The sequence below is a fragment of the Stenotrophomonas sp. 220_Sma genome (assembly GCF_056487375.1).
Genome location: NZ_CM151348.1, coordinates 3,980,469 through 3,997,319 on the forward strand (window position 1 = coordinate 3,980,469; position 16,851 = coordinate 3,997,319).

General features: G+C 65.4%; 13 protein-coding genes. 5 read left to right on the forward strand and 8 right to left on the reverse strand.

Annotated features, from left to right (window positions below; genetic code table 11):
• Positions 1-63 precede the first annotated feature (63 nt).
• The 3 genes from ACZLIB_RS18615 to ACZLIB_RS18625 form a co-directional block, all read right to left on the reverse strand.
• Entirely contained in the window at positions 64-1,341 is a 1,278-nt protein-coding gene (locus tag ACZLIB_RS18615; RefSeq protein WP_032127838.1) for a citrate synthase, read from the reverse strand.
• Between the two features lie 296 nt (positions 1,342-1,637).
• Positions 1,638-1,880, reverse strand: a complete 243-nt coding sequence (locus ACZLIB_RS18620; RefSeq protein ID WP_032127837.1) for a type B 50S ribosomal protein L31 — start codon at positions 1,878-1,880, stop codon at positions 1,638-1,640.
• A gap of 88 nt (positions 1,881-1,968) precedes the next feature.
• The gene (locus ACZLIB_RS18625) at positions 1,969-2,907 is read right to left on the reverse strand and encodes a nucleoside hydrolase (RefSeq protein ID WP_049400735.1); all 939 of its coding nucleotides are present in this window, start codon (positions 2,905-2,907) and stop codon (positions 1,969-1,971) included.
• A 224-nt stretch (positions 2,908-3,131) separates the two neighbouring features.
• Between ACZLIB_RS18625 and ACZLIB_RS18630 the strand changes: the two genes are divergently transcribed.
• Positions 3,132-4,460 carry a Fic family protein gene (locus tag ACZLIB_RS18630; RefSeq protein WP_065427838.1) on the forward strand — a complete coding sequence of 443 codons (1,329 nt, stop codon included), beginning with the start codon at positions 3,132-3,134 and terminating at the stop codon, positions 4,458-4,460.
• A 53-nt stretch (positions 4,461-4,513) separates the two neighbouring features.
• Here the strand turns inward: ACZLIB_RS18630 and recG are convergent, their stop codons facing one another.
• The 5 genes from recG to gmk all read right to left on the reverse strand — a co-directional run bounded on the left by recG (position 4,514) and on the right by gmk (position 10,541).
• On the reverse strand, positions 4,514-6,625 hold the full coding sequence (gene recG, locus ACZLIB_RS18635; RefSeq protein WP_478468386.1) for an ATP-dependent DNA helicase RecG: 2,112 nt from the start codon (positions 6,623-6,625) through the stop codon (positions 4,514-4,516).
• A 7-nt stretch (positions 6,626-6,632) separates the two neighbouring features.
• The gene (locus tag ACZLIB_RS18640; protein WP_049461736.1) at positions 6,633-7,019 is read right to left on the reverse strand and encodes a RidA family protein; all 387 of its coding nucleotides are present in this window, start codon (positions 7,017-7,019) and stop codon (positions 6,633-6,635) included.
• Between the two features lie 176 nt (positions 7,020-7,195).
• Positions 7,196-9,358: a RelA/SpoT family protein gene (locus ACZLIB_RS18645; RefSeq protein WP_019661980.1), complete on the reverse strand. Its 2,163-nt coding sequence runs from the start codon at positions 9,356-9,358 to the stop codon at positions 7,196-7,198.
• 107 nt (positions 9,359-9,465) lie between these two features.
• A complete protein-coding gene (rpoZ, locus tag ACZLIB_RS18650) occupies positions 9,466-9,765 on the reverse strand; it encodes a DNA-directed RNA polymerase subunit omega (protein WP_005410877.1) in 300 nt (99 codons plus the stop codon).
• Between the two features lie 110 nt (positions 9,766-9,875).
• Positions 9,876-10,541: a guanylate kinase gene (gene gmk / locus ACZLIB_RS18655; protein WP_014038334.1), complete on the reverse strand. Its 666-nt coding sequence runs from the start codon at positions 10,539-10,541 to the stop codon at positions 9,876-9,878.
• Between the two features lie 290 nt (positions 10,542-10,831).
• On the opposite strand from gmk, the gene fdnG reads away from it, so the two are divergent.
• The 4 genes from fdnG (at position 10,832) to fdhE (ending at position 16,851) form a co-directional block, all read left to right on the forward strand.
• Complete coding sequence (fdnG, locus tag ACZLIB_RS18660; RefSeq protein WP_478468387.1) at positions 10,832-13,900, forward strand: formate dehydrogenase-N subunit alpha; 3,069 nt, start codon at positions 10,832-10,834, stop codon at positions 13,898-13,900.
• Positions 13,901-13,910: 10 nt separating this feature from the next.
• Complete coding sequence (gene fdxH, locus ACZLIB_RS18665; RefSeq protein WP_012481154.1) at positions 13,911-14,828, forward strand: formate dehydrogenase subunit beta; 918 nt, start codon at positions 13,911-13,913, stop codon at positions 14,826-14,828.
• Complete coding sequence (locus tag ACZLIB_RS18670; RefSeq protein WP_478468388.1) at positions 14,825-15,472, forward strand: formate dehydrogenase subunit gamma; 648 nt, start codon at positions 14,825-14,827, stop codon at positions 15,470-15,472. Before fdxH ends, ACZLIB_RS18670 begins: the two co-directional genes overlap by 4 nt.
• A gap of 395 nt (positions 15,473-15,867) precedes the next feature.
• Positions 15,868-16,851, forward strand: coding sequence for a formate dehydrogenase accessory protein FdhE (gene fdhE / locus ACZLIB_RS18675; RefSeq protein ID WP_049400727.1), 984 nt, complete (start codon positions 15,868-15,870; stop codon positions 16,849-16,851).

The window sequence follows — 16,851 nt, forward strand, 5'->3', positions numbered from 1 at the left end:
GAGCCGAAGCAAAAAAAACGCCCCGCGGATGCGGGGCGTTCTCGGCACAATCTACGCGGGCGATCAGCCCTGGTAGTCGCGCACGTCGCTGCCGGTGTAGACCTGGCGCGGACGGCCGATCTTCATTTCAGGGTCAACCTGCTGTTCCAGCCAATGCGAGACCCAGCCGGAGGTACGGCCCAGGGCGAACATGACGGTGAACATTTCGGTCGGGATCTGCAGCGCCTTGTAGATGATGCCGCTGTAGAAATCGACGTTCGGGTACAGCTTGCGGGCAACGAAGTACTCGTCCTGCAGCGCGGCCTGTTCCAGCTTCACGGCCACGTCCAGCAGCGGATCCTGCACGCCCAGCTGCTTGAGCACCTTGCTGGTCATCTCGCCGATGACCTTGGCGCGCGGGTCGAAGTTCTTGTAGACGCGGTGGCCGAAGCCCATCAGGCGGAAGCCGGAGGTCTTGTCCTTGGCCTTGACCACGGCGGACTCGACGTTGTCGGCGCTGCCGATCTCTTCCAGCATCTTCAGCACGGCTTCGTTGGCACCGCCGTGGGCCGGACCCCACAGCGCGGTGACGCCAGCGGCAACCGACGCGTACGGGTTGGCACCGGTCGAGCCGACCAGGCGCACGGTCGAGGTCGAGGCGTTCTGCTCGTGGTCGGCGTGCAGGATGAACAGCAGGTCCAGCGCCTTGACCACGTCCGGGTTCAGATCGTACTGGCCATCAGCCGACTCGAAGGTCTGCTTCAGGAAGCGGCTGACGTAGTCCAGCGAGGTGTCCGGCTTGTTGGCCGGCAGGCCCTTGCCGTGGCGGTAGATCAGCGCCGACAGGGTCGGCACCTTGGCGATCAGGCGCACAGCGGCCTGGCGGCGCTGTTCGGCGTCGGACAGGTCCAGCGAGGCGTGGTAGATGCCCGACAGCTGCGCGATGGCGGCGGTCAGGATGGCCATCGGATGTGCATCCTTGGCGAAGCTGCCGATCAGGGTGTTGATCGACTCATCGACGTTGGCTTCAGCCGCCAGCTCGTCGGTGAAGGCCTTCAGCTGCTCGGCGCTCGGGCGCTCGCCGTTGATCAGCAGGTAGGCCACTTCGACGTAGCTCGACTTTTCCGACAGCTGTTCGATCGGGTAGCCGCGGTACAGCAGCACGCCCTTGTCGCCGTCGATGTAGGTGATGGCGGACTTGCAGCTGGCCGTCGCGGTGAAACCGGAATCGTAGGTGAAATACCCCGTTTCCTTGGTCAGCTTCGCGATGTCGACGCAGTCGTTGCCAAGGGTGGGTTTGATGACGGGCAGAACGACCGACTTATCGCCGGCGTTGAGCGTGACCTGATCAAGATCGGACACTGTGTGCGCTCCTTCATGGGAAGGCGCCTGCCCAAGCGCATTGGTCAGGCACGTGAATGACGTCCTCGGCCTGTGCCGGGGATCAGGTCATTATCGCACAGCAGCATTTGCCCGGCGCTAGACAGAAGTCGTATACGACAGGCGGCCAGACGCCGGCCGTTGAGCGGCCCGGATCGGCAAAAGCGTTGTCACACGAACGCAGTGTTCCGCCCATCCAAACGCCCGTTGGGTTGGCGTTGGGGAAAAACAAACGGCCGCGCAGAGCGCGGCCGTCGGTTCGAAGCTGGATCGACAGATCAGCGCGCGTAGCGCTTCTGGAACTTGTCGATACGGCCCGAGGTGTCGATGACCTTGTGCTTGCCCGTGTAGAACGGGTGCGAAGCAGAGGAAATTTCAACCTTGACCAGCGGGTATTCGTTGCCGTCTTCCCACTTGATGGTTTCCTTCGTCGCCATGGTCGAGCGGGTCAGGATCTTGAAATCGGAGGTGACGTCATGGAAGACGACGTCGCGGTAGTTCGGATGGATATCGGCCTTCATGGGCTCACACCGTAAATGGGCTGGTGGTCAAGAGCGGCATTATAAGCACCGGTTGCCGCTCGGGGCAACCGGTGCGGGTCAACAGACTTCAGTCCGCGCCCAGGGCCTGGCGCACCAGGGCCTCGAAACGCTGCTGGTCGTAGGCCATCAGCAGATCGCAGTTGTCCGGCTGGCCGGTCTGGCGGTTCCAGTCGATGATGGTGGCGCCGCGGCTGAACGTACCGTTCAGCTCCACGTTCAGCGGCCGCGATTCGACCTGCAGCTGCCCTTCCGGGTTCAGCGCCCAGGCCATGGCGACCGCATCGGCGGTATACCAGCGGCCACCCTTGCTGTCCTCGGACAGGCCACGGGTCTTGCGCGAGATCAGCTCGTAGAAACGGGCGCGATCGGAATCAGCCTGCAGCCACTTTTCAGCATCCTGCAGCGGCAGGCCATGGGCAACGGTGGCCTCCCAGTCCGACACCAGCAGGTGCTTGAACGAAGTGAACACCACGTGCGCCGCTTCCGGATCGAACGCGATGTTGAATTCGGCCGCCGGGGTGATGTTGCCGTGGCAGGTGACCGCACCGCCCATCACCACGATGCGCTTGATGCGCTCGGGAAGGGTCGGGTCCAGCTTCAGTGCCAGGGCCAGGTTGGTCAGCGGGCCAAGCATCACCAGCATCAGTTCACCGGCGTGCTCGTGCGACAGGCGCAGGATGGCCAGTGCGGCGTGCTCGGCTTCAGCCTGGCGGCTCGGCGGCGGCAGGTCCACGTCGCCGTAGCCGTCACGGCCATGCACGTGGGCGGCGTCAACGGAGGGATGCAGCAGGGGATCCGGGCTGCCGGCAAACACCGGTACGTCGGCGCGGCCGACGATGTCGCAGAGCTTGAGGGCGTTGCGGACGGTGTACTGCAGGCCGACATTGCCGGCGGCGATGGTCAGGGCGACCACGTCATGCCGTTCATCGGCAAAGGCCATCAGCAGGGCCAGGGCGTCGTCCACACCGGGGTCGGTGTCGATCAACAGGGGGATCTTGTGGGTCATCGTTGCCGTCTTCAGATCGGCAACGAAGTGTGGACCGGGATGATGACCGTTGCAATACCGGTCTGCCCCGGCGGCAAAGATGTAGTGGAGAGGGTTGGATCCGTTGCCCCCACCAACGCCCCGCCCAACGCACTCACGAACATGAACAGATTCTAGTTCGGGTCGCTTGGAGCGCCCAACATCATTTGCTATAAAAAGTGTTGAACATTTTATAGAAAACAACCATGAAGCTGCCCGCGCCAGCTCCCGATCTGGCAACCCTCACCCGGAAGTACATGGAGACCCTCGGTACCATCCTGGACGCCCGGATCGGGCCCGAGGTGAACGGCGCCTATGAGCACTGGGACAAAGTCCGCCACAGAGCGCCACCGGCGGGCCTGAACGCGGAGCAGTGGTGGCTGGGCATCACGTGGACGCGCGCAGCATTGCTGAAGCCGCTACCGCTGTTGCTGGACAAGACGCAGCAACCCTTCAAGCTGGCACTTACCGATTCAATGCAGCGGCACCTGCACTACATTGATCGGGAGGCCGCAGGCTCGGTGAAGGGTGTGGATGCTGCCAGCGGCCAAGGACGGTTCCTGATCCGCTCGCTGATCGAGGAAGCGATGACCTCATCGCAGCTGGAGGGCGCCTCGACCACGCGGGCGGTGGCAAAGGAAATGCTGAGCACAGGCCGTGCGCCGCGCGACCAGTCCGAGCGCATGATCTACAACAACTACGTGGCAATGAACGTGATCCGCGAGCGCGGCATACGCCCGATCACTCCCGGCGAGATTCTGGAGCTGCACAGCATCCTCACCGACGGCACGCTGGAGCTTCCAACCGACAGCGGGCGTTTCAGAACCGCCGAAGACAACGTTGCGATCTTCGATCGCGGCTCACCACCTACGCTGCTGCACATCCCTCCTCCGGCCGAGGAAGTGCCCGCACGGATCGAGCGGCTGTGCACGTTCATCAATGAGGAAAGCACACCGTTCATCCATCCTGTCGCCAAAGCCATCGCACTGCATTTCCAGATTGGCTATGACCATCCTTTCGTGGATGGCAATGGCCGTACGGCACGCGCACTGTTCTACTGGGCGATGATGAATGCCGGATATTGGATGACCGAGTACTTCTCCATTTCCAGCGTGTTGAAGAAGTCCCCAGGCAAGTACATGCGGGCCTACCTCTACACCGAAAGCGACAACCGGGATCTTGGCTACTTCGTGGCGCAACAACTGGAGGCGATTGAGCAATCGATCCAGGGTTTGCATGCCTACATCGCCAGGAAGCATGCGGAGGATCAGGCAGCGCGACGCGTGCTGCGAACCGCCCGGCTTGGCGGTGTGCCTCTCAATCATCGACAGCGCGCGTTGCTGGCCAACGCGCTGAAGGATCCTGACCGGACCTACACCGTCGCCAGCCACCAGGCGGCACACACCATTACCTATCCGACCGCGTTGAAGGATCTGAACGGATTGGTGGCTTCCGGGCTTGTCAGCAAAGAGCGCGTCGGGAAGGCGTCCGAGTATCTCGTGCTACCCGGTCTGTCGGAACGTTTGGCGCTGTAGATCCACGCCATGCGTGGATGTGTGGACCAGGGTCCACACCCACCAATGCGGCATTACGCCGAGGCGTAACGCACGGCGGTGCCGATCCAGCGTTGCACCACGCGATCGGCCAGCGCGGGTTGCTGGGCCAGCAGGCGTTCGGCCAGGTCATGCACGCCGGGCAGCAGGCTGGCATCGCGGGCCAGATCGGCGATGCGGAAGCCAGCCAGGCCGGTCTGGCGGGTACCGAGCAGTTCGCCCGGGCCACGCAGCTCCAGATCCTTCTCGGCGATGACGAAGCCATCGTTGGTTTCGCGCATGGTCTGCAAACGCTCGCGTGCCATCTGCGAAAGCGGCGCCTGGTACAGCAGCACGCAACGCGATACCGCCGAACCACGACCGACGCGGCCGCGCAGCTGGTGCAGCTGGGCCAGGCCGAGGCGCTCGGCATTCTCGATCACCATCAGCGAAGCGTTCGGTACGTCCACGCCCACTTCGATGACCGTGGTCGCCACCAGCAGTTCGATCTCACCCGCCTTGAACGCCACCATCGTCGCCAGCTTCTCGGCGGCCTTCAGGCGGCCATGCACCAGCCCCACGCGCACGCCCGGCAGCAGCGCCTGCAGCGATTCGTAAGTGGCCTGCGCCGGCGTGGCGTCGAGCTCTTCGCTTTCCTCGATGAGCGTGCACACCCAGTACACCTGCCGCCCTTCCTGGCAGGCCAGCGCGATCCGCTCGATCAGCTCGGGACGACGATCGTTGTTGAGTGCGACGGTCTGCACCGGCGTGCGGCCCGGCGGCAGTTCGTCAATGGCCGACACATCCAGATCCGCGTATTCGGACATCGCCAGCGTGCGTGGAATCGGCGTGGCAGTCATCACCAGCTGGTGCGGCACGCTGTTGCCGCCCGCGCCCTTGTCGCGCAGGGCCAGCCGCTGGTGCACGCCGAAGCGGTGCTGTTCGTCGACGATGGCCAGGGCCAGATCCTGGAATACCACCGCCTCCTGCATCAGCGCGTGGGTGCCGACCACCACCTGCGCCTCGCCGTTGGCAACCTGCTCCATCACCTTGGCGCGCGCCTTGCCGGTGACCTTGCCGGCCAGCCAGGCGATACGCACGCCCAGCGGTTCCAGCCAGCCGCGCAGGTTGTTGAGATGCTGCTCGGCCAGCAGCTCGGTGGGCGCTGCCAATGCGACCTGCTTACCCTGCTCGACTGCCAGCATCGCGGCCAGTGCGGCGACCACGGTCTTGCCGGAGCCGACGTCGCCCTGCACAAGCCGCAGCATCGGGCTGGGCCGTGCGAGGTCTTCACGGATCTGCTTGAACACGCGCGCCTGTGCGCGGGTCAGCGCGAACGGCAGCTGTTTCAGCAGCGCCTTGGCCAGCTTGCCGGGGCCGGCCAGCGGCGGCGCATGGTGCGCCTGCAAGGCAATGCGCTGGCGGCGCAGGCTGAGGTGATGGGCCAGCAGCTCTTCCATTGCCAGACGACGCTGCGCCGGATGGGTGCCTGCGGCCAGCGCGGCCAGATCGGCATCCGGCGGCGGCCGGTGCACGGTCAGCAGCGCGCTGCGCAGTGACGGCAGGCCGAGGCCATCCAGCCAGCCGCTGGGCAGCAGTTCCAGCGTGCTTTCCTCGGGCAGGCGGTCCAGCGCCTGGCCGATCAGCTTGCGCATGGTCATCGGGCCGACACCTTCCACGGTGGGATACACCGGGTCGAGGCGGTCGCCGAGTTCGGGATCGTCATTGCGGCCCAGCACCTGGTAGCTGGGGTGGACGATTTCCAGGCCGAGGTGGCCGGGTTTGGGCGTGCCGAAGCAGCGCAGCCGGTTGCCGACTGCGAACTGGCCGACCTGCTGCTGGCGGAAGTGGAAGAAGCGCAGCACCAGGGTGCCCTGCCCTTCATCCTCCACGGCGACCTTCAGCATCGGCCGGTAGCGCATGCCGCGCTCGACCGCGACCACCCGCCCTTCCACCTGCGCCGGTACGCCGTTGCGCAGGTCTTCGATGCGGGTCAGCCGGGTCCGGTCTTCATAGCGCAACGGCAGATGAAGCCAGAGATCCTGCAGCGTGGCCAGGCCACGCGCCTGCAGTTTGGCGGCCACGGCCGGACCGACGCCGGCGAGCATCGCCAGGGATGCTTCGCCGGACGGTGACAGGACCGGGGTGACCGCCGCCTTGCGTGCCACGTGGCGGTCAGTCGATGACCATCACCGCGTCGACCTCGAAGTTGGCGCCCTTCGGCAGGCCGGAAACTTCGATGGTGGAACGGGCCGGGTACGGGGCCTGGAAGTAGTCCTGCATGACCGCATTGACCTTGGCGAACTCGCCCAGGTCGGTCAGGTACAGGCCCAGGCGCACGACCTTGTCCAGCGAGCCGCCAGCGGCTTCGGCCACGGCCTTGAGGTTGTCGAAGGCGCGGCGGGCCTGCGCTTCGACGTCACCGGCGCCGACGACGTCGCCGGTAGCCGGATCGAGCGGGATCTGGCCGGAGAAATACACGGTGTTGCCGGCGCGCACGGCCTGCGAGTACGGGCCGATGGCGGCGGGGGCCTTTTCGGTGTTGATGATCTGGCGGGACATGGGTCGCTCCGGTGCTTGGGGGAAAACAGAGCGGTGATTGTACCGGGTGGGGGCGCATCCACGCATGGCGTGGATCTACCGCGCCGCTTCGGTAGTGCCGGCCGCTGGCCGGCAACCCATGAACGTCGGAAGCACCGCGAAGTTGCCGGCCAGCGGCCGGCACTACCGGGTTCGTATTACTGGCGGCGTACCGACTGCACGACCGACAGGCGGCGCAGGCGGCGCATCACTTCGGCCAGATGGTTGCGGTCGCGCACCTGGATGTTGAACGCCAGCACGGCGGCGTTGAAATCACGGTCCAGGTAGTCCACACGCTCGATGTTGGAATGGCTCTGCGCGATGGCGGCGGCCAGCTGCGCCAGCACGCCGGTGCCGTTCTCCACTTCCACCACCAGCGAGGTGTCGTAGTCGCCGGAAACGGTGGTGTCCCAGCCGATCGGCACCCAGCGCTCGGGCGACTTGCGCAGTTCGGCCAGGTTGGGGCAGTCCATGCGGTGCACCACGATGCCCTTGCCGGCGGTGTGGTAGCCCATGATCTCGTCGCCGGGAATCGGCTGGCAGCAGCCCGCGAAGGTGACCACGCCGCGCTCGCTGCCGTTGATCAGGATCTTTTCCTGCGAGTGGTGGCGCGAATGCGGGCCGCCACGCAGTTCGGCGTAGGCCATCAGCGCCTGTGCAGCCTGCGTCGGCATCCAGTTGCCCAGTGCGACCTCGGCCAGCAGCGCCTCCAGGCGCGGGAAGCGGTGCTCGGCGAGGAACGCATCCAGGCGCCCCTTCGGCAGCCGCTCCAACGAGGAATCCATCGCCTCCAGCGCACGGTCGAGCATGCGGTGGCCGAGCTGCACGGCGTCTTCGTGCTCCAGCTGCTTGAGCTGGTGGCGGATGGCGGTGCGCGCCTTGCTGGTAACCACGAATTCCAGCCACTGCGGTTTCGGCGTGGCCGAGCGTGCGGTGATGATCTCCACCGACTGGCCCGACACCAGCTTGGTGCGCAACGGCACCAGCTTCTTGTCCACGCGCGAGGCCACGGCCATGTTGCCGACGTCGGTATGCACGGCGTAGGCGAAGTCCAGCGCGGTGGAATTGCGCGGCAGGGCCAGGATCTTGCCCTTCGGGGTGAACAGGTAGACCTCGTCCGGGAACAGGTCGACCTTGACGTTGTCGAGGAACTCCAGCGAGGAACCGGCGGCACGCTGCGAGTCGATCAGTTCAACGATCCAGGCGTGTGCGCGGCTCTGCGCGCTGTTCGGTGAATCGCCGCCGAACTTGTAGGTCCAGTGCGCGGCCACGCCACGTTCGGCGATCAGGTCCATCTCTTCGGTGCGGATCTGCACTTCGATGGGCGAACCATACGGCCCGAACAGCACCGTATGCAGCGACTGGTAACCGTTGGCCTTGGGAATGGCGATGAAATCGCGGAAACGCCCATCCAGCGGCTTGAACGTGGCATGCACCGAACCCAGCGCGTGGTAGCAGCTGGGCACGCTGCGCACCACCAGGCGGAAGCCGAACACGTCCATCACCTGGTCGAAGGTTTTGTTCTCGTCGCGCATCTTGTTGTAGATGCTCCACGGGGTCTTGATGCGGCTGACCAGGCGGTGCTCGATGCCTTCCTTCGCCAACCGCTGCGACAGCTGCACTTCCACCTGCGCCAGCGCTTCACGGCGGACCACCGGCTGGCTGCGGATGTGCTTTTCCAGGATCGCGTGGCGCCACGGATACAGCGCCTTGAAGCCGAGGTTCTGCAGCTCGCTCTTGACCAGGCTCATGCCCAGGCGCTGGGCGATGGGCGCATAGATCTCCAGCGTCTCGCGGGCGATGCGGCCGCGCGCTTCGCGGCTCTGCGCGCCCAGCGTGCGCATGTTGTGCAGACGGTCGGCCAGCTTGATCATGATCACGCGCAGGTCGCGCGACATCGCCAGCAGCATCTTGCGGAAGCTCTCGGCGGCCGCTTCCTGGCGGTCGCGGAACTTCAGCTTGTCCAGCTTGGTCACGCCGTCGACCAGTTCGGCCACGGCTTCGCCGAACTCGGCAGCCAGCGCTTCACGGGTCAGCGGGGTGTCTTCGATGGTGTCGTGCAGGATCGCGGCGATCAGCGCCTCCACGTCCAAGCCGAGCTCGGCCAGCACCTGGGCCACGGCCACCGGATGGGTGATATAGGGCTCGCCCGACTTGCGCGTCTGCCCGGCGTGTGCGGCGGCTCCGACTTCCCAGGCACGGCGCAACAGCGGCAGCTGTTCCGGCGGCAGGTAATGGGCGGCGCGTTCAAGCTGGAGGACGTAGTCGGGTACGGCGGCAGCGGGGGCTGCGGCGACCTTGGCAGTGGGGCCTGGGTTCATGCCCGAAGCCTATTCCAGCGCGACGTTTACGGCAAATCCTGAATGCGAAACAGCCCGCACGGGGCGGGCTGTTCGGCACATCCAAACGATTACGTTGATCGATGCGATCAATCGTCGTTCTTGGACATGTCTTCGTCGGCGACCACTTCCGCGGCAGCCCACTCCAGCGCTTCGCGCTCGGCGCGCTCACGCTCGGCCTTCTCGACTTCGTCGATCAGCGCGTTGTCGATCTTGCGGGCGGCGATTTCGCGCAGCGCCAGCACGGTCGGCTTGTCCTCGGTCTCGCTGTTGTCCAGCGTGGCCTGCACGCCGTTGGCGAGCTGGCGGGCACGCTTGGAAGCCATCATGACCAGTTCGAAACGGTTGTTAACGACTTCCAGGCAATCTTCTACGGTGATGCGGGCCATACGGGCTCCCGGCGACCGGTCGGCCGCTCAGTCGAATGAGGGAAAGGGGACGGAGTGTACTGGCAGGGGCTGGACAAAATCAAGCCAACCCCTACCCGATTCTTTTGGAATCAGTCAGTTGCGCCCGGATCGGGGGTCAACAAGGCCTGGATCAGGCCTGCGTGGCGGACCTTCTGGGCCTCCCGGCGCAGGCGGCTGGCGGTGAAGATGGCGCACAGCTCGTCCACGGCGGTGTCGAACACCTCGTTGACGATGACGTAGTCGAACTCGTTGAAGTGCAGCATCTCGTCACGGGCTGCGCCCAGGCGCTGGGCGATGACCGCCTCGCTGTCCTGGCCGCGCTTGCGCATGCGGTCCTGCAGGGCCTGCTTGGACGGCGGCAGGATGAACACGGTGACCGTGCCCGGCACCAGCTGGCGTACCTGCTGCGCGCCCTGCCAGTCGATTTCCAGCAGCACGTCCTGGCCGGCGGCCAGCTGCGGCTCCACCGACTGGCGGGCGGTGCCCTTCCAGTCACCATGCACCCAGGCATGCTCGAAGAAGTCGCCGGCGGCGATCATTTCCTCGAACTTCTCCGCAGAGACGAAATGGTAGTGCTGGCCATTCACTTCACCCGGGCGCATCGCGCGCGAGGTGAAGGAGATCGACAGGGCGATCTGCGGGTCACGCGCCAGGGTGGCATTGACGATGCTGCTCTTGCCGGCGCCGGACGGGGCGGCAACGATGTACAGCGTGCCGCGCGCAACGGCGTCCGACGGCTTCGACGGGGCGCTCATGCGCGGAACCCAACTGGTTGATTTCGCAAAATTTTTCCTCGGTGTTCCAGATCCGGCGCGGAGGATCGCGCCAGGACGGCGGGGGCTGCGCGGAACATCCTGGAACCAGGCCCGGCAGACGCTTCCCCGGGGGGCGGGCACGCAACTTTACCAGAGCGGCCGCGTTGCGCGCCCGTCCGGCAGGCGCCGGGCCTTGTGCCACATGGGCGTGCGGGGGCCTGTGCTATAACCGGGCCGTACCCAACGACAGCCCGGAGGCCTGCGCCTCCCCGCCATCCCAGGAGAACGGCATGCCATCGATGAGCCGCCGCCAGTTCCTGAAAGTGACCGGGACAACCCTGGTCGGCTCCAGCCTGGCATTGATGGGCTTCGCGCCCGGCATCGCGCTCGCGGAGGTCAGGCAGTACAAGCTGACCCGCGCGACCGAGACCCGCAACACCTGTACGTATTGTTCGGTGGCCTGCGGCATCCTGATGTACAGCCTCGGCGATGGCGCCAAGAACGCCGAGCCGAGCATCTTCCATATCGAGGGTGACCCGGACCATCCGGTCAACCGCGGCACGCTGTGCCCGAAGGGTGCCGGCCTGGCCGACATCATCCACAGCAAGTCACGCCTGCTCTACCCCGAGTACCGCGCACCGGGCTCGAACGAGTGGAAGCGGCTGAGCTGGGACGATGCGCTGGACCGCATCGCGCGGCTGATGAAGGAAGACCGCGATGCGAACTTCGTGCAGAAGAACGAGGCCGGGCAGACGGTCAACCGCTGGCTGACCACCGGCATGCTCGCCGCCTCGGCGACCAGCAATGAAACCGCGGTGCTGACCCACAAGGTCGTGCGCTCCCTTGGCATGCTGGCATTCGACAACCAGGCACGTGTCTGACACGGCCCGACGGTGGCAGGTCTTGCCCCGACGCTAGGCCGTGGTGCGATGACGAATCACTGGGTCGACATCAAGAATGCCGACCTGATCCTGATCATGGGTGGCAATGCCGCCGAGGCACACCCGTGCGGGTTCAAATGGGTGACCGAGGCCAAGGCACACAACAAGGCCCGGCTGATCGTGGTCGATCCGCGCTTCAACCGCTCGGCCGCGGTGGCCGACGTGTATGCGCCGATCCGTACCGGCACCGACATCGTGTTCCTGGGCGGCCTGATCAACTACCTGTTGACCGAGGACCGCATCCAGCACGAGTACGTGCTGAACTACACCGACATGTCGTTCCTGGTGAAGGACGAGTTCGCCTTCAAGGACGGCCTGTATTCGGGCTACAACGAGGAGAAGCGCAGCTACGACCGTTCCAGCTGGGACTACGCCTACGGTGACGATGGCTTCGTGCGCAGCGACCCGACGCTGAAGGACCCGCGCTGCGTCTACAACCTGCTCAAGCAGCACTACGCGCGCTACACCGTGGAGATGGTCGAACGCATCTGCGGCACGCCCGCCGACAGCATCCGCCAGGTCTGGGACATGATTGCGTCCACCGCCGGCAAGGACAAGGCGATGACCATCCTGTACGCGCTGGGCTGGACGCAGCACTCGATCGGTGCGCAGAACGTTCGTGCCGGCACCATGGTGCAGCTGCTGCTGGGCAACATCGGCGTGGCCGGCGGTGGCATGAACGCGCTGCGCGGGCATTCCAACATCCAGGGCCTGACCGACATCGGCCTGATGTCCGACCTGCTGCCCGGCTACCTGACCCTGCCGAAACAGGACGAGCAGGACTACGAGGCCTACATCGCCAAGCGCACGCAGAAGCCGCTGCGCGCCAACCAGATGTCGTTCTGGCAGAACTACCCGAAGTTCCACGTCAGCCTGATGAAGTCGTGGTGGGGCGACGCCGCTACCGCCGACAACAACTGGTGCTTCGACCATCTGCCCAAGCTCGACAAGCCGTACGACATGCTGCAGGCGTACGAGCTGATGAACGAGGGCAAGATCCACGGCTACATCTGCCAGGGCTTCAACCCGCTGGCTTCGGCGCCGAACAAGGGCAAGCTGATCAGTGCGTTCTCCAAGCTGAAGTTCATGGTCAGCATGGACCCGCTGGAAACCGAGACCATCGCGTTCTGGCAGAACCATGGCGCGCTGAACGACGTTGACCCGAGCACGATCCAGACCGAAGTATTCCGCCTGCCGACCACTTCCTTCGCCGAGGAAAACGGCGCGGTGGTGAACTCCTCGCGCTGGCTGCAGTGGCACTGGAAGGGGGCCAATCCGCCGGGCGAAGCGCGCAGCGACATCGAGATCATGTCCGAGCTGTTCCATCGCATCAAAGCGATGTACGAGAAGGACGGCGGTGCGTGGTGGGAGCCGGTGCGTGACCTGGCCTGGAAGTACTCCAACCCGGAACTGCCGACGCCGGAAGAACTGGCGATGGAATACAACGGCAAGGCGCTGGCCGACGTGTTCGATCCGAAGGACCCGACCAAGCTGGTGCGCAAGGCTGGCGAGCAGCTGGCCGCATTCGGCGACCTGCGCGACGACGGCAGCACCTCCTCCGGCTGCTGGATCTACATCGGTGCCTGGGGCCCGACCGGCAACATGATGGCGCGGCGTGACAACAGCGACCCCACTGGCATCGGCAACACGCTGGGCTGGGCCTGGGCGTGGCCGGCCAACCGCCGCGTGATGTACAACCGCGCCTCGTGCGACGTGGCCGGCCAGCCGTTCGATCCACGCCGCACGCTGCTGGCCTGGAACGGCAAGAACTGGGGCAGCGTGGACGTGCCGGACTTCAAGGCCGACGAAGATCCCGCCGGCGGCATGGGCCCGTTCATCATGAACCCAGAGGGTATCGCCCGCTTCTTCGCCAAGGCCGGCATGGCCGAGGGCCCGTTCCCGGAGCACTACGAACCATTCGATACCCCGCTGCGCAGCAACCCGCTCAGCCCGGGGCAGGCACTGACGCTGAACAACCCGGCGGCACGCGTGTTCGCCAGCGATCGCGCACAGATCGGTTCGCCGGACGAGTTCCCCCATGTAGCCACCACCTACCGCCTGACCGAGCATTTCCACTTCTGGACCAAGCACGGCAAGTTGAACGCCATCATCCAGCCCGAGCAGTTCGTCGAGATCGGCGCGGCGTTGGCCGATGAGCTGGGCATCAACAACGGCAGCCGCGTGCGGGTCAGTTCCAAGCGCGGGCACATCGAAGCGGTGGCGATGGTGACCAAGCGCATCAAGGCCCTGCAGATTGATGGCAGAACCGTGCACCAGGTGGGCGTGCCGATCCACTGGGGCTTCCTCGGTGCGGCCAAGCCCGGATACATCGCCAATACGCTGACCAACGCCATCGGTGACGGCAACTCGCAGACGCCCGAATCGAAGTGCATCCTGGTCAAGGTCGAGAAGGTGTAGGAGACACGCCATGTCACTGCAATCCCTGGACATCATCCGCCGCTCGGCCACCACCACGCCCTCGCCGGAGGCGCGTGGCGCGCACACCGGCCAGGTCGCCAAGCTGATCGATGTGAGCAAGTGCATCGGCTGCAAGGCCTGCCAGGTCGCCTGCATGGAGTGGAATGATCTGCGCGACGAGGTCGGCAGCTGCGTTGGCAGCTACGACAACCCGCCCGACCTGAGCGAACAGTCGTGGACGGTGATGAAGTTCCGCGAGTACGAGGACGAGAAGGGCAAGCTGGAGTGGCTGATCCGCAAGGAAGGCTGCATGCACTGCAGCGATCCGGGCTGCCTGAAGGCCTGCCCGTCGCCGGGCGCGATCATCCAGTACGCCAACGGCATCGTCGACTTCCAGGAAGAGAACTGCATCGGCTGCGGCTACTGCGTGACCGGTTGCCCGTTCGACGTGCCGCGCATCTCCAAGAAGGACCACAAGGCCTACAAGTGCACGCTGTGTTCGGACCGGGTGGCGGTGGGCCAGGAACCGGCCTGCGTGAAGACCTGCCCGACCGGTGCGATTACCTTCGGCAGCAAGCAGGCAATGACCGAGCATGCTGCCGGCCGCGTGGAGGACCTGAAATCGCGTGGCTACGAGAACGCCGGCCTGTACGACCCGCAGGGTGTGGGCGGCACCCATGTGATGTACGTGCTGCAGCACGTGGACAAGCCGGAACTGTATGCCGACCTGCCGAAGGACCCGCGCATCAGCCCGATGGTGGAGGTGTGGAAGGGCGTGGCCAAGCCGCTGGGCGTGCTGGCGATTGCCGCTACCGCCTTCGCCGGCTTCCTGCATTACATCGGCATCGGCCGCAACACGGTCAATGACGAGGAAGAAGAGGAAGCCGAGCACGAGGCGAAGAAGATCGAAGAGGAGCAGCGGCCATGAAGTACGCCCCGCACCCGCGGCAGATCATCCGCTACCGCGCGCCGACCCGCATCAATCACTGGATTGTGGCGATCTGCTTCGTGTTGACCGCGCTGTCCGGATTGGCGCTGTTCCACCCTGCCCTGTTCCCGCTGACCCAGTTGTTTGGCGGTGGGCCATGGACGCGCATCCTGCACCCGTTCATCGGCCTGGTGATGGTGGTGGGCTTTGCCTTGCTGGCGTTCCGCATGTGGCGCGACAATCTGCCGACCGCCGACGATGGCAAGTGGATGCGCGGCATGCGCGATGTACTGCGCAACGAGGATGAGAAGTTGCCGCCGGTGGGCCGCTTCAATGCCGGCCAGAAGCTGCTGTTCTGGGCCATCATCGGTTGCCTGTCGGCGCTGCTGCTGACCGGCTTCGTGATCTGGCGGCAGTACTTCAGCCACTTCTTCCCGATCGGGGTGATCCGCTTCTCGGTGCTTGCCCATGCGCTGTTCGGCTGGGTGCTGGTGTGCGCGATCGTCGTGCACATCTATGCAGCGATCTGGATCAAGGGCTCGGTGCGGGCGATGACCCAGGGCAAGGTGACCTACGGGTGGGCATACAAGCATCACCGGCAGTGGTTCCGGGACATCCTGCGCGGACGGCGGGAAGAGGGGTAGCGGCAGGGCCTGCGGCCCTGCACCCGCTGGATCAACGTCAACATCAACGTCAAGAGCGGGTTTCCTGAGGGATGGCGGGGTGGGGCCGGTCGCGGGGGCCGCTGCAAGTACGTCCATGTAAGCTCGGTCGCCGCATCCATGCGGCTCACGCCCCCGCAACCGGACCCACCCCGCCTTCGACAGACTTCTGCGATCTGTCGGGACGGCGTTCTGCGTTGCTGTTGGTGGGTGTCGACCTTGGTCGACACGATGAACACGGCAACAACCGATGGGGTCAGATCCGTTTTCCTATGGAAAACGGATCTGACCCCAACCATTTCAAATGGCCAGCTGTGCGCTGGACGCCGGCGCTGACAACGGCGAGGATGGAGCCTGGTTCTTCTGGCTGGCCCTGCATGGCGCAACGCATCCTTGAACCCGGTGAGATCGAGACGCTGGCCTCGCGCGATGTGCCGCGCATCATCCTGCCCGATACCGCGTCGCTGTTTGCCGGACGTGCGGACCGCCTGCGCAGTCTGGCTGCACACAGTGCCATCGGTGGTTACCTGCAGCTGCTGGCGGCGTTGGCCGATGCGCAGCAGGCGCTGCTGGAGGATCTGACACCGCAGCAACGCGAGGAACTTCAGGCACAGGCGCGTGCACAGCAGTCGAGTGCGGCGGCCGGCGCCGGGATGCCGTTGCGGCCGGCCAACACACTTCAGCTGGATGGCTGTTGGCGCGGCTGGCTGCGCACGCTATGCCAGCACTGCGCTGAAGAAGCCGGCCTGCCGGCGGAAACCCGCCAGGAACTGCAGCGCGTTGCTGCTGCCGATGACGGGTGGCTGGATGCGCAGGCGCATGCGGTGCTGGAGCGCGATGACGCGCCGTCGGTGGATGCGGTGGCTGCGCTGCTGGTGATGAATGCGCTGCAGGTCTACTGGGCGGTGCTGGCGGACAGCTTCCGCCCCACCGAGCTGAAGCCGCTGGCCGATGCACCGGGGCTGTGCCCGCTGTGCGGCACCCTGCCGGTGGTCAGCGTGGTGCAGGCGCGGCCGCCCTATGCCTCCTACCGCTACCTGTCGTGCTCGCTGTGTGCCTGCCAGTGGCACTACGTACGCGTGCAGTGCAGCCAGTGTGGTGCCGCCGGCAAGGACATCGCCTATCGCGCCCTGGCCGATGTGGACGGCGACAGCGGCGAGGCGGTGCGCGAGAGCGCGGTCCGTGCCGAGACCTGCGACCACTGCCACAGCTACCGCAAGATCCTGTATCTGGAAAAAGACCCGTCGCTGGAGCCGGTGGCCGACGACCTCGGCACGCTGGCGCTGGACCTGCTGCTGGGCGAGGAAGGGTATGCGCGTGCCAGCCAGAATCCGCTGCTGTGGCAATCCGACGGCGAGTGA

Excerpts from the sequence above, each read along its gene's own strand:
- ACZLIB_RS18620 (WP_032127837.1), bottom strand. The coding sequence starts at position 1,880 with ATGAAGGCCGATATCCATCCGAACTACCGCGACGTCGTCTTCCATGAC.
- ACZLIB_RS18625 (WP_049400735.1), bottom strand. The coding sequence starts at position 2,907 with ATGACCCACAAGATCCCCCTGTTGATCGACACCGACCCCGGTGTGGAC.
- ACZLIB_RS18630 (WP_065427838.1), top strand. The coding sequence starts at position 3,132 with ATGAAGCTGCCCGCGCCAGCTCCCGATCTGGCAACCCTCACCCGGAAG.
- ACZLIB_RS18640 (WP_049461736.1), bottom strand. The coding sequence starts at position 7,019 with ATGTCCCGCCAGATCATCAACACCGAAAAGGCCCCCGCCGCCATCGGC.
- ACZLIB_RS18645 (WP_019661980.1), bottom strand. The coding sequence starts at position 9,358 with ATGAACCCAGGCCCCACTGCCAAGGTCGCCGCAGCCCCCGCTGCCGCC.
- rpoZ (WP_005410877.1), bottom strand. The coding sequence starts at position 9,765 with ATGGCCCGCATCACCGTAGAAGATTGCCTGGAAGTCGTTAACAACCGT.
- gmk (WP_014038334.1), bottom strand. The coding sequence starts at position 10,541 with ATGAGCGCCCCGTCGAAGCCGTCGGACGCCGTTGCGCGCGGCACGCTG.
- fdxH (WP_012481154.1), top strand. The coding sequence starts at position 13,911 with ATGTCACTGCAATCCCTGGACATCATCCGCCGCTCGGCCACCACCACG.
- ACZLIB_RS18670 (WP_478468388.1), top strand. The coding sequence starts at position 14,825 with ATGAAGTACGCCCCGCACCCGCGGCAGATCATCCGCTACCGCGCGCCG.
- fdhE (WP_049400727.1), top strand. The coding sequence starts at position 15,868 with ATGGCGCAACGCATCCTTGAACCCGGTGAGATCGAGACGCTGGCCTCG.